The organism is Pseudomonas sp. P867 (genome assembly GCF_019891455.1).
In the GTDB taxonomy this organism is placed as follows: domain Bacteria; phylum Pseudomonadota; class Gammaproteobacteria; order Pseudomonadales; family Pseudomonadaceae; genus Aquipseudomonas; species Aquipseudomonas synxantha_A.
Map to the genome: position 1 here is coordinate 186,440 of NZ_JAFLXB010000012.1, position 21,785 is coordinate 208,224.

Consider the following 21,785-nt stretch of genomic DNA (forward strand, 5'->3'; position numbering starts at 1 on the left):
CTGCAAAAAATCTCAGGGCGACTATCCTGATTCCCACATTTTTCGGGAGCGTCCGCCATGAGTTTTGTCATTGCGCGATGGATTGTCGGGGTTTTTACCTTTATCAGCATGGTGCATCTTTACTGGGCGGCTGGCGGCAAATTCGGCAGCCTGGCGGCGATTCCGCAACTGCCTGGCGAATTTGCCAGCGGGCCGCGACCGGCGTTCAAGCCGTCGGCGCTGGGCACCTTTCTGGTCGCGATGGGGCTGGTAGCGATTGCCTTGCTGGTTTGCCTGCGCGCCGGGCTGTATTTCTCGCCGGTGTCCCATGGCGCGTTGCAGTGGGGCATCAGTGCGATTGCGGTGCTGATGTTTGCCCGGGCGATTGGCGATTCGGAGCTGGTAGGTTTTTTCAAGAAGGTCGGCAACTCTCGGTTTGCACGCCTGGATACGTACCTGTACTCGCCGTTGTGCCTGGTGTTGGGTGCCGGGTTGTTGGTGGTGGCGTGGACCTGATGGTCTCGGCGCCATACCTGTGGCTAGGGAGCTTGCTCTCGTGACGGTCGGACAGCCAGCACATATCTACCTGACAAATCGAGATCCAAATGTGGGAGGGGGCTTGCTCCCGATGGCGGCCTCAGGGCCGACCAGGATGCTGGATCAGACCGAGTACATATCCGTTATTCAGGTAACGGCTGCTATTGGTTCCGCCCTTACGGCGGCTCACTTTTGAAAAGCGCAAAAGTAAGCAAAACGCTCTTGCCCCACCACTCGGCACCTCGCTTAGGCTCGGTGTGCCCGTAATCCGCCATGGATTTGGGGGGGCGCCGCCACGCGCCATCCATGGCGCGGGGCGGCTAAACCGGCATCCCTGCCGGTTTACCCCCCAAATCCCTGTCGGATTACGGCCAGCGTGGTTTGACGGGGCGCCTAAGATCAAAAGCAGATCAAGATCAAGAGCGGCTCGCTTCGCATCGTGGTTAGCCACATCAAAGTGGCTATAGCGCCGGTAGCGCTTGACCTGCGCATCCAATCCCCACTCAAAACACCCTCCAGACAAAAACACACCCTCCCGGTTTTATAGCGCTTGACCTTCCCAATGTGGCAAGCCCGATAAAAACCTCCAGTGTCGATTTGTCTTGAAAATTCCAAGGAGGGTGAACGATGTACGCCAAACCAATAAGCCTGATCACCGGGGCAATGGCCGTGGTGTTGACGCTGGGCGGATGCACAGACAACGCGCCGCCGGCCGCTGCCGCCAAGCCGCCCAGCGTGCCGGTGGCCGAAGTGGTGGCGCGAGCGGTGACGCCGTTTGTCGAGTACACCGGTTCGTTGACCGCCATTGAGCAGGTCGAACTGCGCCCGCGTGTCAGTGGTTATCTGCAAAGTGTCAGCGTGCCCGAAGGCCAGTTCGTCACCAAGGGCAGCCCGTTGTTTGTGATTGACCCGCGGGGATTTCAGGCCGCGTTGAACGCTGCCAAGGCGCGTTTGCGCGAGGCCGAGGCCAATGCGTTGCTGGCCCAGGCCGAGCATGGCCGAGCCGAGCAACTGTTCGCCAAGAAGGTGGTGGCGCGTGATCGCCTCGACACCGCCATTGCCTCCTTGAATGCCGGCAGGGCCCAGGTCGAGGCGGCGAAGGCGGCATTGGATACGGCACAGCTGGACCTGAGCTACACACGCGTCACCGCGCCCATCAGCGGCCGCATCGATCGTGCCCTCGTCACCGAAGGCAACTATGTCACCCGAGGGGAGACGCCGTTGACGACGATCGTTTCGGTCGATCCGTTGCATGTGTACTTCGATGTCGACGAGCGCACCTATCTGCACTCGTTGGCAGCGACCCGTGAACACGCCGGATCGAAGGGGGACAAAGCTGCCCAGGTAATGGTGGCGATGCTCAATGATGCGACCTATGCGCGGGCCGGGCGGGTGGACTTTCTGGCCAACGCAGCCGACCGCAAGACCGGCACCGTGCGCGTGCGTGCGGTGGTCGAAAACCCGGACGGGCGCCTGACCCCCGGGCTGTTCGCCAAGGTCAAGCTGGACACCGGCGCGGCACAAACGCGGGTGTTGATTGCCGACCATTCCATCGGCACCGACCAGGGCCGGCGCTATGTGCTGGTGGTCGGTGACGGCGACAAGACCCAATACCGCCCGGTCGAATTGGGCCCGATGGCTGACGGCCTGCGGGTGATTGAACAGGGCCTGCAACCGGGCGAGCGCATTGTCGTCAAAGGGCTGGTGCGCCCGGGCATGACGGTGACGCCGCTGGCCGCCAGCATCGAGGGCAAGCCGCTTGAGGCACCGCTGACTGTGGGAGGCGTGCAATGAGCTTTCCACGGTTCTTTATTGATCGGCCCATCTTCGCCATCGTCCTGTCGGTGTTGATGATGATCGGCGGCCTTGTCGCCTTCTTCCACCTGCCGCTGAGCGAATACCCCGCGGTCACGCCACCCACTGTGCAAGTCACCGCGAATTATCCTGGGGCCAACCCGCAAGTGATTGCCGAGACGGTGGCGGCGCCACTGGAACAGGTGATCACCGGCGTTGAGGGCATGCTCTACATGACCTCACAGTCGGCCACCGATGGCCGCATGATCCTGACGGCGACCTTCGCCCAGGGCACCAATGCCGACATGGCGCAGATCCAGGTGCAAAACCGCGTCTCGCGTGCGTTGCCGCGTTTGCCCGAAGAGGTGCAGCGTCTCGGTGTGGTCACGCAGAAGACCTCGCCGGACATCCTCATGGTGGTCCACCTGCTGTCTCCCGACCAACGTTATGACCCGCTGTACATCTCCAACTACGCCTACTTGCAGGTGCGCGATGAGCTGTCGCGCATACCGGGGATCAACGACGTGCTGGTGTGGGGCGCCGGTGAATACAGCATGAGGCTGTGGCTCGACCCGGACCTGATCGCTGCCCGTGGCTTGACCGCCGGTGATGTGATCGGCGCCGTACGCGAGCAGAACGTGCAAGTGGCAGCCGGCTCGGTCGGCCAGTCATCTGATTCCAATGCGGCTTTCCAAGTCACGGTCAACACTCTCGGGCGCCTGACGGACGAAGCGCAGTTCGGCGACATCATCATCCGCACCGGCGATAACGGCCAGGTCACGCGCCTGCGCGATGTGGCCCGTATCGAGATGGGCGCCGATGCCTATGCGCTGCGCAGCCTGTTGGATGGCGAGCCGGCCGTGGCTTTGCAGATCATCCAGAGCCCAGGGGCCAATGCGCTCGATGTAGCGCAGGCGGTGCGTGACACCATGCAGCGCCTGCAGGCCAACTTCCCCGAAGGGCTGGTGTCGCGGATAGCCTACGACCCGACCGTGTTTGTGCGCGCTTCGCTGGAGTCAGTCGCCATCACGCTGATGGAAGCGATCCTGCTGGTGGTCATCGTGGTGGTGGTGTTCCTGCGTAACTGGCGCGCATCGCTGATCCCGTTGATGGCTGTGCCGGTGTCGATCATTGGCACCTTCGCGGTCATGCATCTGATGGGGTTTTCCCTCAATACCTTGTCGTTGTTCGGGCTGGTGTTGTCGATCGGCATCGTGGTCGACGATGCCATCGTGGTGGTCGAGAACGTCGAGCGGCATATCGAGAACGGCAAGGAGCCCACCGAGGCAGCGCGCAAGGCAATGGGGGAGGTCACCGGCCCGATCATCGCCATTACCTCGGTGCTGGCGGCGGTGTTTATTCCCACCGCGTTTCTCAGTGGCCTGCAGGGTGAGTTCTACCGGCAATTTGCGCTGACCATCGCGATTTCCACGATCCTCTCGGCGGTCAACTCGTTGACCCTGAGTCCGGCGCTGGCCGGCCTGTTGCTGCGCCCGCGCAGCGCCGCCGTGGCGCACGACCCGCGCAGCCTGCGCGGTCGTGCTGCGCATTGGGTGCAGGTGCTGAGCCGACCGTTCCAGCGGGCGCCGCAGGCGTATGGCAACTCGGTGCGCAAGGTCGTCGGCCGCCGCGGGGTGGCGCTGGTCGCCTACAGCGCATTACTGGCGCTGACCTGGTTCGGCTTCAACGCTGTACCGGCGGGCTTTGTGCCGATGCAAGACAAGTACTATCTGGTGGGTATCGCCCAATTGCCCAATTCGGCCTCGCTGGACCGTACCGATGCGGTGGTGCGGCAGATGTCGAAGATCGCCCTGGATGAACCGGGCGTCGAAAGCGTCGTGGCGTTCCCGGGGTTATCGGTCAACGGCTTCGTCAATGTGCCGAATGCTGCGGTGATGTTCGTCATGCTCGATCCATTCAAGGAACGAACCTCGCCCGATATGACCGCGGTTGCCATCGCCGGGCGCCTGCAAGCCAAGTTCGCGAGCATCCCTGACGGATTCCTCGGCGTATTCCCGCCGCCGCCGGTGCCCGGCCTTGGGGTGACCGGTGGCTTTAAGTTACAGGTCGAGGACCGTGGCGGGGTTGGGCTTGAGGCATTGGTGCAGCAGACCCAGGTATTGATGACCAAAGCCACTGAGTCGGGCCAGGTCGCCGGATTGATGACCAGCCTGGACGTCAACGCACCGCAGTTGAACGTCGACATCGATCGCACCCAGGTCAAGAGCCAGGGCGTGCGTCTGGCGGATGTGTTCGAGTCTTTGCAGGTCTATCTCGGGTCGCTGTATGTCAACGACTTCAACCGTTTCGGCCGGACCTACAAGGTGACCGCCCAGGCTGATGCCGACCATCGTATGCAGGCCGAAGCCATCGGCCGCCTGCAAGTGCGCAATGCGGCCGGGAACATGTTGCCGTTGTCGGCGTTTGTCACCGTCACACCGGGTTCCGGCCCGGACCGGGTGATTCACTACAACGGCTACCCTTCGGCGGATATCTCCGGTGGGGCGATGCCTGGGGTCAGCTCGGGGCAAGCTGTTGCGCTGATGGAGCGGTTGGCGCAGGAGGTACTGCCCGAAGGCGTGACCTATGAATGGACGGATTTGACCTACCAGCAAAAACTCGCCGGATCATCGGCGCTGTTTATTTTCCCGCTGTGTGTGTTGCTGGCGTACCTGATCCTCGCCGCGCAGTACAACAGTTGGCTGTTGCCTCTGGCGGTCTTGCTGATCGTGCCCATGTGCTTGCTCAGCGCGATCATCGGCGTGTGGCTGGTGGACGGTGACAACAACGTGTTCGTGCAGATCGGGTTGGTGGTGCTGGTGGGGCTTGCGGCGAAGAACGCCATTCTGATCGTCGAGTTTGCCCGCAGCCTCGAAGCCGAAGGTGCGAGCCCGTTGGAGGCGGTTGTCCACGCGTGCCAACTGCGCTTGCGGCCGATCCTGATGACGTCGCTTGCATTCATCGCCGGCGTGGTACCGCTGGTATTGGCCAGTGGCGCCGGGGCCGAAATGCGTCATGCCATGGGGGTTGCAGTGTTTGCCGGGATGTTGGGCGTGACGCTGTTCGGCCTGTTCCTCACGCCGGTGTTCTACGTGGTGATGCGCAGCCTGGCGCTGCGCTTGCAGCGTCAGGGTTCGAGTCCGAAGTTGCAGCTGGAGGAGCGCGCATCATGAAACGGTCTTTTCCACTCTTTATGTTGCCGTTGCTGCTGGTGGCCGGCTGCGCTGCGGTTGGGCCTGACTATTCCGCGCCGGTGCTGCCCGCCGCGCATAGGCCGGCAAGCTTCGGTGCGCCCGTTGCAGGTCTGGGCAGCGGTGAGGGCGAGGTGCAGTGGTGGCAAGTGTTCGACGAGCCGGCACTCAGCCAATTGATCCAGCAGGCGCTGGCGGCCAACCACGACATCGGCATCGCCGCCGTACGCCTGGATGAAGCCAAGGCGATGCTGCGCGAGAGCCGCCAAGGGTTTCTGCCCAGTGGCGGTGCCGCCCTCGGTTATGAGCACCGACGGCGCAGTGAAGTCGAGACGCCGCTGGGCCAGGAACGCTCAATCGAAACCACCCGCGCGGCGCTGGATGCGGCCTGGGAAATCGACCTGTTTGGGCGCGTCCGCCGCTCGGTAGAGGCAGCGCAAGCGCAGGCGGGGTCGCGCCAGGCATTGCTGCGCAGTGTGCAGGCGAGCGTCGCCGCCACCGTCGCGGCCACCTGGTTCGAACTGCAAGGGATCGAAGCTGAACAGGCGGTGGTCGCGGATATCAGCCAGAGCCAGCGCGACAGCCTAGGCCTGGTGGAACATCTGGTCAGCGTCGGCGCCGCCACCGAGTTCGACCGGCTGCGCGCCGAGGCCTTGCTGCGCAATGTCGAGGCGGTAGCGCCCGACCTTGAACGGCGACGCGCAACCTCCACCAACGCGCTGGCCGTGCTACTGGGGCAGGCGCCGCAGGGGTTCAATCCGCCTGCGGCCAAGCCCGGCCGTGAGGCCTTGAGCCTGCGTACCCTGCAAGTCGGCGACCCGGCCGGCTTGTTGGCCCGGCGCGCCGATATCGCTGCGGCCGAGCGCACGCTGGCAGCCGAGACTGCACAAATAGGCGTGGAAACCGCCGGCCTGTATCCGGATATCCAGGTGCAGGGCTCCATCGGACTACTGGCCGGAAGCCTCGGCTCCCTGGGTGATGCAGGCATGCAGTCGAACGTTATCGCCCCGGTGATTCGCTGGTCGCTGCTGGACACCGGGCGTGTACGCGCACGGATCGCCGCCAGCGAGGCGCGTACCCAAGCGGCCTTGATCGCCTATGACCAGACCGTATTGCGTGCCCTGCAGGAAACCGACGATGCGTTCCAGGCCAACAGTGCCGCGGGCAGCACCTTGGGCCTGCGGCTGCTGGAGGCGGCGGCCAATCGCGAGGCGGCCAGGTTTGCGCGCACGCGATTTGCCGAAGGCGAGGGCATGTATCTGGATGTGCTTGAGGCCGAACGTGCCGACTTCACCAGCCGCCGTGCGTTAACGGCGGCGCGCACCCAGCAGCGCTTGGCGGTGGTGGGGATCTACAAGGCGCTGGGCGGTGGCTGGCAGATTTGTGAACAGGCGGGGCAGGCTTGCAGTGGGGCTGCGGCGCTGCGTTAGCCACAGCCGAGCAAAAACACAGCACGGCAGTGCAAATGTGGGAGGGGGCTTGCTCCCGATGGCGGCGGGTCAGTCAGTACATCTGGCACTGACCCACTGCCATCGGGAGCAAGCCCCCTCCCACATTTTGCTCTCCACACGCCAGGTAAATGTCCATTGGGAAAAGAAATTTCCTACAGGTATTGACCTTGCCACTAGAGGAACCTTTAGCCTTTTCTTCGAGTACGCCAAATCACAAAAACAAGAATCGAGGGGTTATCAATGGATACTGCTGCCCTGTTACAACGCTCGGATTCCGACCTGTTCACCACGGCCTCGACACTGATGGCCAGTGCCCTGGAACCCGGCGCCCACTACGCCCAGGTCACCCGCGCGCTGGAAGCACTGCTCGCGCTGACCCGGCAAGGCTTGTCGGGGGATGCCGATGCCTACGCCCACTACCAGGCAGCCCTGCTGCAACTGCACATTCCGGGCGATCCACGCACTGAGCCGACCCGCCGTTGGATGGCCAGTGAGGTCTACCGCGCCGAAGATGAGTTCGCCGTTGACCTGCCGGGCTTCACCGCGTTGCCGGTGGATGAGTTCCGACAGCTGGTCGACGCTGAAATCGCCGCTCGCAGCCGGGTCAACCACCCCATGTCGGTGCACCTGTTCCAGGGTACGCCGCCTGTGCAAGATGTGCGGTTCTTCCTGGAGCATCACTGGACCCGCTCCTACAACTTTTACAGCCTGCTGGCCGAACTGGCCTTTCGCTTTGAAGCGATCGAAGACGCCTCGGTGTTCTACCGCAACCTTTACGGTGAAGCGGGTGCCGAGACGCCGGAGCGTTCGCACCCGGCGATGCTGGCCCATCTGATGGAATATTTCGATATAGCGCTGGCGATCGATTTTCCTGCGCTGCATCCGTTGGAAAAGGCCTACCTCAATAATCGCATTCGCTGCGTGCGCCACACCGATGTCGCCTGGGGCCTTGCACTGCTCTATGCGGTGGAGTCAGTCAGTTGCGTCAACCATCGGCGCATCTACGAGCTGTTGCAACGTCTGGATGTTCCACAGCAACCCAGTGAATTCCATCGCCTGCATGGCACCCAGGATGAGATCGATACCGAGGAGATGTGGGCACTGATTGCCAAGTTCGCCGGCGATGAAGGCTTCCAGCGCACGTTCATGCGTGCGTTGAAACGTCACTTCGAAATCAACAAGGCCTACTTCGACAGTTTGTGGCAGCAGATGCAGGCACTGCGCCTGTCTGCCTGAGCCCTGTGATCGCAGAACAACAATAATGGAGCACATGATGAGCCCACGTAATTTCTCGCAGCCGCAGTTGCAGAATATCCACACCGCCGAAGCCCGCTTGTTGGCCGAAGCGCTGAAGCCCGAGGCAACGTTCAATCGCATCGAAATTGCCGCCAATATGCTGAGCGGCCTGTGCGAGTCGGGCTTGCAGGGCGACGCCGCAAACGCGGCGCAGTGCCAGCAATTGCTGTATATCCTTTCGCTCAGCGATGACGTTGCCAGCGCCTCGACCCGTCGCTGGCTGGCCAATGCCATCTATCGCGTGCAAGAGCGCTTCATGCCGTCGGTGGATCTGGCATCGCCCTTGTCCGAAACCGGCTTCCAGCAACGCCTGGAAGAACAAATTGCCGCGCAATCGCGAGAGCATCACCCGATGTCGCAGTATGTGTTTGAGGGCAAGGCTTCCCGCGAACAACTGCAGGTATTTCTGCGCCATCAATGGTTCCGCACCTACCGCCTGTACCGTGATGCCGCCGACCTGTTGGTCAACCTGACCGACGTCGACGAGGCCGCCGCACTCGGCCGTTATCTGTACGGCGAACTGGGCGAAGAGGACGAGCAGCGCTCCCACCCTCGGTTGTTGGCCAAGCTCCTCGCCGCCATTGGCCTGACCGCCGATTTCGAAGCCATCTCGACCATGCCCGAAGAAATCGCCTACCTGAACAACCGCGCGCGGTGTTTCCGTAACCCCGATGTCGGCTGGGGCCTGGCGGTGTTCTATATCACCGAGCTGGTGGTGCCCGGCAATCACGGCAAGCTGTACAACGCTTTGCGTAACGCGGGCTTGAGCCAGGACGACGCGCAGTACTACGAAGTGCATATCAGCCTGGTGCCGCCACGGGCCAAGCGTGAATGGGCGCTGATTTCACGCCGTATTCCGGACCTCGGGTTCCAGAACGCGTTTCTGACGTCGCTGGCCGAGCACTTCCGGCTGGAGCGGGCTTATTACGATGCGGTCTGGGAAGAAATGCAGCGCGTGAAATAGCCCTCCCTGGACAACGCGAGTACCCCGACATGCCAAGTCATATCACTGAATCCCGTATCCACGGGGGCGCTTACTCGTCCCCGGAATTTGCCGCGATCTTCTCTGATGCCAATCAGGTGCAGAAGTGGCTCGATGTTGAAACAGCACTGGCGGCGACCCAGGCGCAGATGGGCATCATCCCCCCTGAGGCCGCGCGGGAAATCGCCCGGGTCGCCAGTGTGGAACTGCTGGACCTTGATGCCCTGGGGCGCCAGAGCATGGAAACCGGGCATATCCTGGTGCCGACCCTTCGCGCACTGGAGGCCCTGTGCGCCGATGGCCTGGGTGAATACGTGCACTACGGCGTGACCACCCAGGACATCCTCGACACCGGCCTTATGTTGCAGGTCCGCGATGCCTGGGGCCTGGTGTTGCAGCGTTTGCGCGCTATCCGTGGGCATTTGCTCAAGCTTGCGCTGCGACACAAACACACGGCGATGGTCGCCAGGACCCACGGGCAACAAGCGCTGCCCACCACGTTCGGCTACAAGGTGGCAGTGTGGGTCGATGAGATCGATCGACACCTTGAGCGTTTTGACGAAGCCTATGCCCGGGTCATGGTGGGCAATCTCACCGGCGCCGTGGGCACCCTGGCCGGTCTTGGCCCGCAGGGCCTGGAGGTGCAGCGCCGGACTCTGGAAAGCCTCGGCCTGGCGGCACCGTTGAGCAGTTGGCACAGCGCCCGCGACCGCATTCTGGAGGCGGCGTGGTTGCTGGTGCAGGCATCGGCAACCCTGGGCCGGGTTGCCAATGAGATCTACCACCTGCAACGCACCGAGATTGATGAGGTGCGCGAAGGGCGACGGGCAGGGCAGGTGGGGAGCAGCACCATGCCCCACAAGCAAAACCCGTCGACGGTGGATTTGATCAGCGCGCTGTCGCGCCTGGTGCGTGCGCAGATGCTTGCGCTCACCGACGCGGCATTCCAGCTGCATGAACGAGACGGCACCACCTGGCGGATTGAGTGGGCTGCCTTGCCGGAGCTGTTCATCTATGCCGGGGCCTTGCTCGCCCGTATGGAAGGCGTACTGCTGGCCGGCCTGGACGTGCGCGAAGCACGGATGCGCAGCAACCTGGATATGCTCGGCGGGCTGATCCTGTCGGAACGCATCATGCTCGCGCTGGCGCCGCGTCTGGGCAAGCAGACGGCCCATCACCTGATCCACGACATCGCCCTGCAGGCTCAAGGTTCGGGCGGTTCTTTTCGCGAAGCCTTGCTCAGCGATCAACGTCTGCACGGCTGTTTCACCCGCCAGGCGCTCGACGACCTGCTTGACCCGGCCGCCTACACCGGGTTGGCGGCGGAGATGGTCGAGCAGGTGGCCAATAAAACAATCCCCCGCTGTTCAAGCGATGACCTTGAAGCGGTGATGGCAACCCAAGGCAATACCAGTCAGTCCCAGTACGCTATGGAGGGTATGTAATGGATGCGCAAACGTTGGAAACGGTAGCCCGTGCGTCTTGCACCGCACGCACCGAACACCTGGGCCTCGATCATGAAGGCGAGCAATGCCGCCATGAACACAGCCACATTCTCGACTCGAAAACCCACGGTTCAGGCTATGCCGGCCCGCAGAGTCGCAAGATCTTCTGCAGTCACTGTCGCTTGCAACGCTGGCTGGATGTGGAAGCCGCGCTGGCCATGGCTCAGGCCGATGTGAATATCATCCCGCGCGAGGCCGCCCTTGAAATCGAGAAAGCCGCCTTGCTATCGGGCATCAATGTGCGTCAGTTGGCCGACGGCGTGGCTGCCACCGGCCATTCGCTGATGCCGTTGCTGAGCGCCCTGCAAAAAAATTGCAGCCCAAGCGCCCGCGAGTACGTTCACTACGGCGCCACCACCCAGGATATCCAGGACACCGCCCAGTCCTTGGAAATGCGCGACGTCCTCGACGCGATGGACCAGGCCCTGGAGACCTTGCTCGGCAAGTTGTCGACCCTGGCCGATGCGCACCGTGACTCGCTTATGGTGGCCAGGACTCACTCGATCCCGGCATTGCCGACCACCTTCGGGCTGAAGGTCGCCGGCTGGATCGATGAACTGTTGCGGCATCGCCAGCGCCTGGCCGAAGCGCGTCAGCGTGTGCTGGTAGTGCAGCTGTTCGGCGGGGTTGGCACCATGGCGGCGTTCGGCCCGGAAGCGATACCGATGCTGGAACGCTTCGCGCAGCGCCTGTCGCTGCAAGTGCCGCTGACGGGGTGGCACGTGTCCCGTGACCGCGTCGCGGAGTTCGTCAGCACCCTGGCCATGGTCACGGCCTCCTTGGCCCGTGTGGCCGATGAGATCCGCACGCTCAATCGCTGGGAAATCGCTGAAGTGGAAGTGGGCTGGAGCGACCAGCAGATCGGCAGCAGCACCATGCCGCACAAACGCAACCCCGAAGGCTGCGAGCAAGTGGTGGTGTTGGCGCGGCTGGCCAAGGCCCAGGTCATGCTGGCCCTGGACGCGATGATCCTCGAACACGAGCGCGATTATCGCGGCACACGCCTGGAATGGTGTGCGGTGGCGGACGTTTCTCACTATGCGCTGATGGCGCTGTCGATCCTGACCGACACCATCGATGGGCTCACCGTTAACGTCAAAAAGATGGAGGGCACTGCCCATGCCTACGGCGATGCGATCTGCACCGAAGCCGTGGTGTTCGAAATGGCGCGCAAGTTGGGCAAGAGCAGCGCCTACCAGATCATCTTTGAAGTGTCCCAGGCCAGCCAGCGTGATCACGTGTCGATCCGCGCCGCAATCGAAGCCGACGCCCGGGTGCTTGCCGTCATGAATGCAGGCGCTTTGGCGCGACTGTTCGAGCCGAGAACTCACCTGGGCATGTCCGAACACATCGTCGATAACGTGCTGTCCAAACTGGCGGCGCGTTGATCACTGAACAGACTTACACAATCATCAAGGAGCGACAGATGTCCAAACTTATGGAAGTTGATCAAGCCAAGGTTCAACAGTTTTCGGCGCGCATCATGGAGGACTACGGCAACACGCTGCGCGGCGCCATGCTCTACATCGGCGACCAGTTGGGCTTGTTCAAGGCACTGGCCGACGGCGAGGCCGTCACCTTGGAACAATTGGCGCACAAGACCGGCTACAACGCCCGCTACTTGCGTGAATGGCTGGGCAGTATGGTCACCGGAAATTATGTGACCTATGACGCTCAAACTCGCCGCTACCGGATGCCCGCTGAATTTGTGCCGGTACTCGCCGATGAAGACTCGCCGTATTTCGCCGGTGGCATCATCCAGTTGAGCGTGCCGTTCGTAAGCATGGCGCCCAAAGTCATCGAAGCCTTCCGCCATGGCGGTGGCTGCGCCGAAGAAGCGTTCCCGCTGGAAACCTGGAAAGGCATGGAGCGCATGACCATGCCTTGGTACAAGCACTACCTGGTCCAGCACTGGATCCCGTCCCTGGACGGTGTCGAAGAGAAGCTCAAAACCGGCGGCAGTGTGCTGGATTTCGGCTGCGGCGCGGGCTTGGCGGCGATCACTATGGCCAAGGCTTACCCCGAGGCGCGCATCGTCGGCTGCGATTTCCACTTGCCTTCCATCGAGTTGGCCCGCGCCAACGCCGAGGCGGCCGGGGTGGGCGACCGGGTGCAGTTCGAGGTCAACGATTCGGATGCCCTGCGCGGCCAGCAGTTCGACTTCGTGACCACTTTCGTGGTGATCCACGACGCTACTGACCCCCAGCAAATGCTCAAGGACCTGCGCGCCGCCACGGCCAAAGACGGCACCTACCTGATGGTAGAACTCAACCTGTCCGAAGAGCTGCACGAGAACATGAACCTGTTCGGCCGCGTCATGTACCCGCAGAGCACCCTCTATTGCATGACTTGCTCGCTGTCCCATGGCGGGGAAGGGCTGGGAGCGTTCATGGGTGAGAAACGTGCGCGCCAGATGGCGCAGGCGGCCGGTTTCAGCCATTTCCGCAAAGTCCCCTCGGAGTGGCCGCCGATGCCGGCGCTATTCGAACTCAAGCCTTGATGTGAACTTGCTGTGGCGAAGGCGCTTGCACCCTCGCCACGGTGCGCAGCGTTCCCGAAATATTGCGCAATAAGGCAATTTAATGGCCCCTTTGTAACAAAATCCTCGCCAAAATCACTTTTATTTTCAGGTGGTTAGGCGGGGATGCAAATGCGCACTGTTGGAATGATGCTGATTGCCTGCTCCCTGGCGGGGGGCGCGACCACCGTACAGGCTCGGGAGTTGCGTGAGGGTGACAAGTACATGTGCAGTTGGGGCGCGGGCACAGCTGCCAGGGCTCAGGAGTTGAAGTTGTCCGGAGTGTCGCTGTATGCCGCTCGGCAGAAGATCCAGACCATCAAGTTCAACAAATCCTGGATGCGCATGATGGCCATGGGGATTACCGAGCAAACCTATGACAGCCACTCAAGACTGAAGCCGGAGGCGATCCGCAAAAGTTTTTACCAGGATTGCCTGCGCTACAAAGTCGCACGTAAATAAGCCGAAGCCGTTTAACGACGCTTACAAATCCCCCACAAACCCTGTGTGAGTATTTGCATACAATTGCGCACTTCTTCATGGAGGCTTGTATGCGAGTGCTTATTCGAGCGGCGACAGCCGATGATGTCGATACGCTGTGCGCTATTCGCACCTCGGTGGTGCAAAACCATCTGAGCCTTGAGCAGATGGCCGAACGGGGGATCACGCCGCCGGTACTGGTCGACGCGATACGCCAAGCGCCTTGCGCCTGGGTCGCCGAAGTCAACGGCCAGGCCGCCGGATTTTCCATGGTTGATCTGGATGAAGGTGAAGTGTTCGCGATGTTCGTGTTGCCCACACACGAGAACCTGGGCCTGGGACGGCAACTGATGGCAGTGGCTGAAGCCGCTTTGTTTGAACGCCACAACAGGCTGTACCTGATCACTGACGGGCGTGATGAAATCCGTGCCAACGGTTTCTATCAACGCCTGGGCTGGTCCAGCGTCGGCCCAGTTGATGGCGACGATGTTCGCTACGAAAAGAGCAGGGCACCCTAAGGTCATGAGTGCCCAAAAACCCCCATCCTCCAACGGCTTGCTGTATCTCGCCGTGGGGGTGCTGTGCCTCGCGGCGCTACTGGGGTTCTATTTCGTTCAACTCAACGCCCAGGTGGACCGCCAGCGTGAAGAGGCCGCTGAGCGCCTGGCGCTTTGTCGGCACATGGAGACCGTCGTGGAGGTGAGCGCTGCCAGGCGCGCTGAACTTCAACAGACGTGCAAGCAATTGAGTGAACAGTGATTGAACAGTGTGCCGTACCTAATCAATAACCCTTTTTTATAAATGGACTTATGGCACGGGTATAACCGTTACTTGCACCAAAAAGTGGCACTAACTGTTCCCGTTACCATAAAAAACATGTGGTTATTGAATGACTTACGGCGCTTTCAATCCGACGAAAGGATTAAAATAATCTTGTTACACGTTTTTACAGTCGCTACTATAGCCGGGCGTTCACCTCCCACGGTTTATGCATTTTTAAATCCCAAGTTTCCATCAGCTACTTGGGATTTTTTTTGCCTGGAATTAAGTACGGGCAATAACGGCAGCGATACGGCCTGTCACTCGAAACGCGCTCGTTGCCGGGCGAAATGAGGCATGGCTAACACTTTTGCATCAATCGTCCGGCCTGCGGCAAAACCTCATCTACGCTGTTTGGATCACAACCATCAGGTAGGCCCGTACAAGGGCGCTTGTCATGATCTCGATCGTCGAATTCAACCGCATCATGGCCTCGGGGTTCCAGCCTCTTTGCTGCGACTGCACCTTGAACAGCGATGGCTCGCTGCGCATCAGCATCTATGAGCCGCAGTCCGGTCGCGTCGATCTTCTGTTGACGTGCGTATCCCCTGAAGGCCTAAACAGCATCCGTTCCATCTCAAACCTGATTGGTGAGTTGCGTGCCGAGATCAAGGCCGGGCGCCGTGGGTTTGCGGCGGTAGGTTAGTGGTTGTGCGCGGCGTCAGAGGCGCCGCAGGAAGGATTTGACGATGTGACGGGTGGCGTCGGTGGTGTCCAGTTCGTCCAGGGCGCTGTAGGCGTACCACTGGCAGGCAACGATTTCGTTGCACGGCCGCGCCTCCTCGATATTCACCACCGAGGCCTCGAACACGTGGTGCAGCGTGTCGCGGGCCTTCAGCTCTTGCAAGTACAGCAAGCCATCGACGCTTAATCCGGTTTCTTCTTCCAGCTCGCGTTCGGCGGCGCCCACCGGGCGTTCGTCGCGTTCTACCTTGCCGCCCGGCAAGGCCCACTTTGATCTGGCCTTGCGCACAAAGAGAATATGCCCTTCATGTTCGCAAATGACGGTTGCCCTAATTTTCATCGTATGTGCCCCCGCGCCGGATGAATGTCACAAAAGTGTAATGCAAATGTCATGCTAAGTGGTTATGGCGTGCCGGGTTCTGTATGTGGATACTGCCCGATTGACGAAGACGAACGAGGGCATTCGATGAAGACCATACGCTGGGGCATGATCGGCTGTGGCAGTGTCACTGAGTTAAAGAGTGGACCCGCTTTCTACAAAGCGCCAGGTTCGGCATTGGTGGCCGTGATGGGGCGGCGTATCGAGGCGGTGCGCGATTATGCGGCGCGGCACGGTATCGCGCGCTTTCATACCGATGCCCAGGCACTGATCAATGACCCTGAGGTGGATGCGGTCTACATCGCCACACCGCCCGACAGTCACCTTGAATACAGCCTGATGGTGGCGGCGGCGGGCAAACATTGCTGCGTCGAAAAACCCATGTCGCTGAATGCCGAGCAGAGCGCATTGATGCAACGCACCTTCGAGCGCGCCGGGCTGCACCTGTTTGTTTCCTACTATCGGCGCTCGTTGCCGCGCTTTCAGCAAGTGCGCAGCTGGCTGCAGGAAGGGCGTATCGGTGAGTTGCGGCACCTGACCTGGACCCTGTGCAAGCCTGCCGCTGCAACTGATAGCAACGCCGCCAATTGGCGCACCGATCCGGCCATTGCCGGTGGCGGCTATTTCGCCGACCTGGCCAGCCACGGGTTCGACCTGTTCCAGTACCTGGCCGGGGATATTGTCGAGGTCTCAGGCTTTTCCGCGCGTCAGGCCGGGCGCTACGCGGCAGAGGATGCCGTGACGGCCTGCTGGACCTTCGCCAATGGTGCCTTGGGCACGGGCTGCTGGAACTTCGTGGCGGACCGTCGCGAAGACCGTGTCGAATTGATCGGCAGCCGTGGCCGCATTCAGTTTTCAGTGTTCGAGGACCAGCCGTTGCGCCTGGAAGGCGAAACCAGCGAGGTGTTGGAAGTGCCGTGCCATGCACATATCCAGTGGCACCACGTACTGGGCATGAATGCGCATATTCGCGGGGACGCCGAACATCCGTCGCTGGCGATCGAGGCGTTGAAGACCGATATCATCCTGGACAAGGTGTTGCAACGTTACTCCAATCATCCCTAGCTGCCGCGATAGCGTAAGACTTCATTTTTTAAAGGAATACCGGGATGAAATACTGGATGGTGTTGTGGCTCCTGATCGCCACAGTTGCAACTGCGGCGCCGCGTGACCAAGGGCTGCCGGGGGAGTTTGACTTTTATGTGCTGTCGTTGTCGTGGTCACCGACCTTCTGCCTGACGCACCCAGGCAATGAACAGTGCACGGGCAAGGGCTATGGGTTTGTGTTACACGGCTTGTGGCCGCAATACGCGCGGGGAGGGTGGCCGGCCTCCTGTGCGCCACAGTCACGCTTGAATGACGAGGAAATGGACAAGGGGGCGGCAATGTTTCCAACCCGTGCGCTGCTCAAGCACGAGTGGGCCAAGCATGGCACCTGCAGCGGGCTCGAACCGCTGGAATATCTGGACAAGACCGACACGGCACTCGGCGCGGTGGTCATCCCGCCGCAACTGCAGCCATTCAATACACCACCGTCGCTACAGGCGCGTGAGATTGAGGACTTGTTTCGCGAGAGTAACCCGCGCATGGGCAATCACGGCTTGGCAGTGATCTGCAAGGGCAAGGTGCTGTCGGAGGTGCGCGTGTGCCTGACCAAGGAACTGGCATTCACCGGATGCCCGCGCAGTGTAAAAAGCCAATGCCGTAGCGGTGATATTCGCATTCCGACGCAGCGCTGAGCTCGATTGCGGCAGCCAGGTTGTTCTCGTGACGGCCTAAAAGCAACACTGATCTTGTGGGAGGGAGCTTGCTCCCGATGGCGGCCTCAGGGCCGACCACGAGGCTGGATCAGACCGAGTACATGTCCATTCCTGTGGTAACGGCCGCTATTGGTTCCGCTTTTACAGCGGGTCACTTTGGAAAAGAGGATGGCATGAAGGCTCCAGGACAAAGGCGAAACACGGGTTTTACCAGAAGGTCCGCGAGCGCAGGTATTAATACGACGGTCGTGACGGATGAAAGTGTTACAGCATTGAACAACACGGGTGCCGATTGTTAGGGTAGACGGCCAACAGGAGGGTAAGTACATGGATTTCACCGGCAAAACCGCGATCGTCACCGGCGGCGCACGCGGCTTGGGGCTCAGTTATGCACGAGGGTTGGCCCTGGCCGGCGCCCGTGTGGTCATCAGCGATATTGGTGCCGACAAGATGGGTGCAGGCACCGATGCGTCGGTGGTGCAACAGGCCGCCGACACCCTGCGTGACGAAGGGCTGACGGTGGTGGGCCATGGCGGTGACTTGTCCACGGACGAGGGGTGCCGGCAACTGATCGCGTTTGCCCTCGAAATGTTCGGCCGGCTCGACATCCTGATTCACAACGCCGGTTGGGTGGGTTACCAGCCCATCGCAGAACTGGACGCCAGCTTCCTTCAGCGCGCCATGGACATCAATCTCTACGCCCCGCTGTGGCTGTGCAAGCATGCTTGGCCGCACCTGCTGCGCTCTAGCGCGCCGCGCATCATCCTCACCACTTCCGACCGCGCCATGTATGCGCAATACGAGCAAACCGGGCTAGTGGCTTACAGCGCCGGCAAGATGGCACAGTTGGGCATCATGAACGCGCTGAGTCATGAAGGTGCCGAGGCCGGAATCCGCGTCAACGCGATCTCGCCGGTGGCCAAGACACGCATGTGGGGCGTGACCGACGAGCCGGACGAACTCAAGCCGGAGTGGGTGACGCCGGGGGTCTTGTTCCTTGCTTCGTCGCAGTGCACGGATACCGGCTACATACTGCGCGCCAGCAACGGCCAATTCACCGCGACGCGTTTCAGCGAAAATCCCGGTGTGGATTACCCGCGCAATCTCGCCCGTATAAAAGCGGGGAGTGCTGAAGATGTTGCTGCCGCATGGTCGCGCATCAAACAGCCGCCTACCCAGGCCATCACCTGAATCTGTCTCCCTCTACCAAGGCTTGACCATGAACAATAGCCCCGTGCGCATCACTGGCGAAGAAACCCTTTCGGACAACTGGTACCTGTTGAAGAAATACAGCTTCGACCTGCGCCGTCGCGACGGCAGCTGGCAAGCCCAGACGCGTGAGGTCTACGACCGGGGCAACGGCGCAACGATCCTTTTGTACAACCGCGAGCGCCGCACGGTGCTGCTGATTCGCCAGTTCCGTATGCCGACGTTCGTCAACGATTACTCCGGCTACCTGATTGAAGCAGCGGCCGGCTTGCTCGACAACGCCAGCCCCGAAGAGCGTATACGCCTGGAAGCCGAAGAAGAGACCGGCTACCGCGTGGGGCATGTGGAGAAAATCTATGCAGCGTTTATGAGCCCGGGATCGGTGACTGAACGGATTCACTTTTTTATCGGTGAGTATCAGCCAGGCGATCGAGTTGGGGCGGGCGGTGGCCTGGAAGAAGAGGGCGAGGATATCGAGGTGTTGGAGCTGGGCTTCGAGCAGGCGCTGGCGATGGTGCAGAGTGGGGATATTGTGGATGGAAAAACGATTATGTTATTGCAGCATTTGGAGTTGCGGATACTGAGAGACGGGTGGTGATGGGACCAGGCGTGCAGGCAAAAAAATCCCGCCTGTAAAGACGGGATTGTTTGACCCGGGTTACCGAATCAGGAAGGGAACAGTTCGCTCAACTTCATCGCCAGCATCATGTCGCCTTCGGTGCGCAGCTTGCCGCCCATGAACGCCTGCATGCCGTCGGTGGAACCGTCGACGATGCCTTCCAGGGTCTCGCTGTCCATCACCAGGGTGACCTGGGCGTCAGGGTTTTCACCTTCCTGGAGTTTGCAGGTCTTGTCCTTGACCACCAGCGAAAAATTCTTGGTGTCGTCGATACGGAAACCGAACACCAGGTCCAAGCCTTCGGCAGCGCTTGGGTTGAATTTGGCTTTCATTGCTTCTACAGCTTTGGCTACGTCAGTCATGGTTTCGATCCTTTTATGGTGAGTCCAGTGACCTTGGGGTCACGGTTGGCCGCAGTTCATCGGAAAGTGATGAGCTGCGGCGCCTTCAACAGTTGCAGGTGGGCATGACTGTTGAAGGAAGCCAGTGCCACCTCGCGACCACGGAATTTCAGCTGGTTGAGCGAGGTGTTTACAATTTGCCAGTTCATTTCGAACGCCTGGGCTGCAGGCATTCGGGTAATCAGGTGGAGCAGGGCGGTGATGGTGCCGCCGGACGTGAACACCGCGATTTTGTCTGCGCTCCGGGCGGCCTCAAGGATGCGTTGCAAGCCACCCTGGACCCGCTCGACAAACCCCAGCCAGCTTTCCAGTCCAGGTGGGTCATAGGTGCCGGCCAGCCAGCGCTCGATGATCAGGGCGAAGATGCGCTGGAACTCGCTGCGGTTCTGCGGGCCATTGCGCAGGATATGCATGGCATCGGGCTCGCTGCCGAGTAAATCAGGCAGCAGGCCGCGGATGATGGCTTCGCCGTCGAACTCGTTGAAGGCGCTGTCGGTTTCGAGTATGGGGGCCGGCAGGCCGAGGGCGCGGTATTGATCGAACGTGGCGCTGGCGGTGTGTTGCTGGCGACGCAGGTCGCCGGCGATACAGCGGTCGAACACCAGGCCCACGTCTGCCAGATGGCGACCGAGCACTTGCGCCTGTTCCACGCCGACGGGCGACAGGACGTCATAGTCGTCTGCACCGAAGGAGGCCTGGCCATGTCGAATCAGATAGATGCTGCCCACGTCCGTTTTCCCGGTACGTTGAAAGTCTGGCGAGGTTATGAGGATGCCTGCGAGCTGTCAATGAAAAAACATACGCTTGTTTTAAAAGCCCGTTGGAGCCCGCCTGCTGGCGGTTTGAGCACTGGCTCCAACGCAGTGGCGTCGGTATGCTGGGGCCATCCGCGCCTGGCGCAGTGCATTTTTTAAGGAGACATATGGATTTTCTGGCCGAATACGCGAGCTTTCTGGCGAAGACCGTCACCCTGGTGGTCGCTATTCTGGTGGTATTGATCAGCTTCGCAGCGCTGCGCAGCAAGGGTCGTCGCAAGTCCGCCGGCCAACTGCAGGTCAGCAAGCTGAATGATTTCTACAAGGGCCTGCGCGAGCGCCTGGAGTCGAGCCTGCTCGACAAAGACCAGCTCAAGGCGCTGCGCAAGTCCGAGAGCAAAGCCGAAAAGAAGAAAGACAAGAACAAGCCCCAGGCCAAGGCACGGGTGTTCGTGCTGGATTTCAATGGCGACATCAAGGCGTCGGCGACCGAAAGCCTGCGCCATGAAATCACCGCGCTGCTGAGCCTGGCCACACCCAAGGATGAAGTGGTGCTGCGCCTGGAAAGCGGCGGCGGCATGGTGCACAGCTATGGCCTGGCGTCGTCGCAACTGGCGCGCATCCGCCAGGCCGGCGTGCCATTGACCGTGTGCATCGACAAGGTGGCGGCCAGCGGCGGCTACATGATGGCGTGCATCGGCGAGAAGATCATCAGCGCACCGTTCGCCATCCTCGGCTCCATCGGCGTGGTCGCGCAGTTGCCCAACGTCAACCGCCTGCTGAAAAAGCACGACATCGACTTCGAAGTGCTGACCGCCGGTGAATACAAACGCACCCTCACGGTGTTTGGCGAAAATACCGAGAAGGGCCGGGAGAAGTTCCAGGAAGACCTGGACATTACCCACCAGTTGTTCAAGAACTTTGTCTCGCGGTACCGCCCGCAATTGGCGATTGATGATGTAGCGACCGGTGAAGTGTGGTTGGGTGTGGCCGCCCTCGACAAACAGTTGGTCGACGAGCTGCAGACCAGCGATGAATACCTGGCCACCAAGGCCAAGACTGCCGAAGTGTTCCACCTGCACTATGCCGAGCGTAAAAGCCTGCAAGAGCGCGTGGGCCTGGCGGCCAGCGGTTCGGTAGACCGGGTATTGCTGACCTGGTGGAGCCGTTTGACCCAGCAGCGGTTCTGGTAAATCCTCAGGCTGTAGGCGGTCCCCTGTGGGAGGGGGCTTGCCCCCGATGGGCACGGATATCCACACAACCTATTAGCTGCCGACCGTAACCACGATGCGAAGCGAGCCGCTCTTGATCTTGCTTTTGATCTTGGGCGCCCCGTTAAACCACGCTGGCCGGAATTCGACAGGGATTTGGGGGGTAAACCGGCAGGGATGCCGGTTTAGCCGCCCCGCGCCATGGATGGCGCGTG

General features: G+C 61.0%; 21 protein-coding genes. 18 read left to right on the plus strand and 3 right to left on the minus strand.

What is annotated here, in order from left to right:
• The first annotated feature begins 57 nt into the window (after positions 1 to 57).
• The 13 genes from J1G33_RS21205 (at position 58) to J1G33_RS21265 (ending at position 15,198) form a co-directional block, all read left to right on the plus strand.
• On the plus strand, positions 58 to 495 hold the full coding sequence (locus J1G33_RS21205; RefSeq protein ID WP_005787763.1) for a DUF3995 domain-containing protein: 438 nt from the start codon (positions 58 to 60) through the stop codon (positions 493 to 495).
• A 648-nt stretch (positions 496 to 1,143) separates the two neighbouring features.
• Complete coding sequence (locus J1G33_RS21210; protein ID WP_223018688.1) at positions 1,144 to 2,310, plus strand: efflux RND transporter periplasmic adaptor subunit; 1,167 nt, start codon at positions 1,144 to 1,146, stop codon at positions 2,308 to 2,310.
• A complete protein-coding gene (locus J1G33_RS21215) occupies positions 2,307 to 5,483 on the plus strand; it encodes an efflux RND transporter permease subunit (protein WP_223018689.1) in 3,177 nt (1,058 codons plus the stop codon). Before J1G33_RS21210 ends, J1G33_RS21215 begins: the two co-directional genes overlap by 4 nt.
• Positions 5,480 to 6,931: an efflux transporter outer membrane subunit gene (locus tag J1G33_RS21220; RefSeq protein WP_223018690.1), complete on the plus strand. Its 1,452-nt coding sequence runs from the start codon at positions 5,480 to 5,482 to the stop codon at positions 6,929 to 6,931. The genes J1G33_RS21215 and J1G33_RS21220 overlap by 4 nt, the downstream gene beginning before the upstream one ends.
• Positions 6,932 to 7,192: 261 nt before the next feature.
• Entirely contained in the window at positions 7,193 to 8,188 is a 996-nt protein-coding gene (locus J1G33_RS21225; RefSeq protein WP_032876140.1) for an HOASN domain-containing protein, read from the plus strand.
• Positions 8,189 to 8,225: 37 nt separating this feature from the next.
• Positions 8,226 to 9,212, plus strand: a complete 987-nt coding sequence (locus tag J1G33_RS21230; protein WP_005787772.1) for an HOASN domain-containing protein — start codon at positions 8,226 to 8,228, stop codon at positions 9,210 to 9,212.
• A gap of 29 nt (positions 9,213 to 9,241) precedes the next feature.
• Positions 9,242 to 10,675, plus strand: a complete 1,434-nt coding sequence (purB, locus tag J1G33_RS21235; RefSeq protein WP_032876137.1) for an adenylosuccinate lyase — start codon at positions 9,242 to 9,244, stop codon at positions 10,673 to 10,675.
• Positions 10,675 to 12,123 carry an adenylosuccinate lyase family protein gene (locus tag J1G33_RS21240; protein WP_032876135.1) on the plus strand — a complete coding sequence of 483 codons (1,449 nt, stop codon included), beginning with the start codon at positions 10,675 to 10,677 and terminating at the stop codon, positions 12,121 to 12,123. The genes purB and J1G33_RS21240 overlap by 1 nt, the downstream gene beginning before the upstream one ends.
• A 38-nt stretch (positions 12,124 to 12,161) precedes the next feature.
• Positions 12,162 to 13,235 (plus strand): class I SAM-dependent methyltransferase, encoded by a 1,074-nt coding sequence (locus J1G33_RS21245; protein ID WP_032876133.1) that lies wholly within the window; start codon positions 12,162 to 12,164, stop codon positions 13,233 to 13,235.
• 150 nt (positions 13,236 to 13,385) lie between these two features.
• Positions 13,386 to 13,715 (plus strand): hypothetical protein, encoded by a 330-nt coding sequence (locus J1G33_RS21250; RefSeq protein ID WP_032803867.1) that lies wholly within the window; start codon positions 13,386 to 13,388, stop codon positions 13,713 to 13,715.
• Between the two features lie 89 nt (positions 13,716 to 13,804).
• Positions 13,805 to 14,251, plus strand: coding sequence for a GNAT family N-acetyltransferase (locus J1G33_RS21255; RefSeq protein WP_078821157.1), 447 nt, complete (start codon positions 13,805 to 13,807; stop codon positions 14,249 to 14,251).
• Positions 14,252 to 14,255: 4 nt separating this feature from the next.
• Positions 14,256 to 14,492, plus strand: coding sequence for a hypothetical protein (locus J1G33_RS21260; RefSeq protein ID WP_078821158.1), 237 nt, complete (start codon positions 14,256 to 14,258; stop codon positions 14,490 to 14,492).
• Positions 14,493 to 14,949: 457 nt separating this feature from the next.
• Positions 14,950 to 15,198 carry a DUF1652 domain-containing protein gene (locus J1G33_RS21265; RefSeq protein WP_032876124.1) on the plus strand — a complete coding sequence of 83 codons (249 nt, stop codon included), beginning with the start codon at positions 14,950 to 14,952 and terminating at the stop codon, positions 15,196 to 15,198.
• Between the two features lie 15 nt (positions 15,199 to 15,213).
• On the opposite strand, the gene J1G33_RS21270 is transcribed toward J1G33_RS21265, so the two are convergent.
• Positions 15,214 to 15,576: an NUDIX domain-containing protein gene (locus J1G33_RS21270; protein ID WP_032876122.1), complete on the minus strand. Its 363-nt coding sequence runs from the start codon at positions 15,574 to 15,576 to the stop codon at positions 15,214 to 15,216.
• A gap of 126 nt (positions 15,577 to 15,702) precedes the next feature.
• Here J1G33_RS21270 and J1G33_RS21275 point away from each other — a divergent pair, with 126 nt between their 5' ends.
• The 4 genes from J1G33_RS21275 to J1G33_RS21290 all read left to right on the plus strand — a co-directional run bounded on the left by J1G33_RS21275 (position 15,703) and on the right by J1G33_RS21290 (position 19,182).
• Positions 15,703 to 16,680 (plus strand): Gfo/Idh/MocA family oxidoreductase, encoded by a 978-nt coding sequence (locus J1G33_RS21275; protein WP_223018691.1) that lies wholly within the window; start codon positions 15,703 to 15,705, stop codon positions 16,678 to 16,680.
• 44 nt (positions 16,681 to 16,724) lie between these two features.
• A complete protein-coding gene (locus tag J1G33_RS21280; protein ID WP_103734368.1) occupies positions 16,725 to 17,354 on the plus strand; it encodes a ribonuclease T2 in 630 nt (209 codons plus the stop codon).
• 348 nt (positions 17,355 to 17,702) lie between these two features.
• Positions 17,703 to 18,566 (plus strand): SDR family oxidoreductase, encoded by an 864-nt coding sequence (locus J1G33_RS21285; RefSeq protein ID WP_223018692.1) that lies wholly within the window; start codon positions 17,703 to 17,705, stop codon positions 18,564 to 18,566.
• Positions 18,567 to 18,594: 28 nt separating this feature from the next.
• Positions 18,595 to 19,182, plus strand: a complete 588-nt coding sequence (locus J1G33_RS21290; RefSeq protein ID WP_005788870.1) for an NUDIX domain-containing protein — start codon at positions 18,595 to 18,597, stop codon at positions 19,180 to 19,182.
• A gap of 68 nt (positions 19,183 to 19,250) precedes the next feature.
• Here J1G33_RS21290 and J1G33_RS21295 read toward each other — a convergent pair whose 3' ends face one another.
• Together J1G33_RS21295 and J1G33_RS21300 are read right to left on the minus strand one after the other, a co-directional pair.
• The gene (locus J1G33_RS21295; RefSeq protein ID WP_223018693.1) at positions 19,251 to 19,565 is read right to left on the minus strand and encodes an SCP2 sterol-binding domain-containing protein; all 315 of its coding nucleotides are present in this window, start codon (positions 19,563 to 19,565) and stop codon (positions 19,251 to 19,253) included.
• Positions 19,566 to 19,621: 56 nt separating this feature from the next.
• Complete coding sequence (locus tag J1G33_RS21300) at positions 19,622 to 20,332, minus strand: histidine phosphatase family protein (RefSeq protein WP_223018694.1); 711 nt, start codon at positions 20,330 to 20,332, stop codon at positions 19,622 to 19,624.
• Positions 20,333 to 20,526: 194 nt separating this feature from the next.
• Between J1G33_RS21300 and sohB the strand changes: the two genes are divergently transcribed.
• A complete protein-coding gene (gene sohB, locus J1G33_RS21305) occupies positions 20,527 to 21,552 on the plus strand; it encodes a protease SohB (RefSeq protein WP_032876106.1) in 1,026 nt (341 codons plus the stop codon).
• Positions 21,553 to 21,785: the final 233 nt, after the last annotated feature.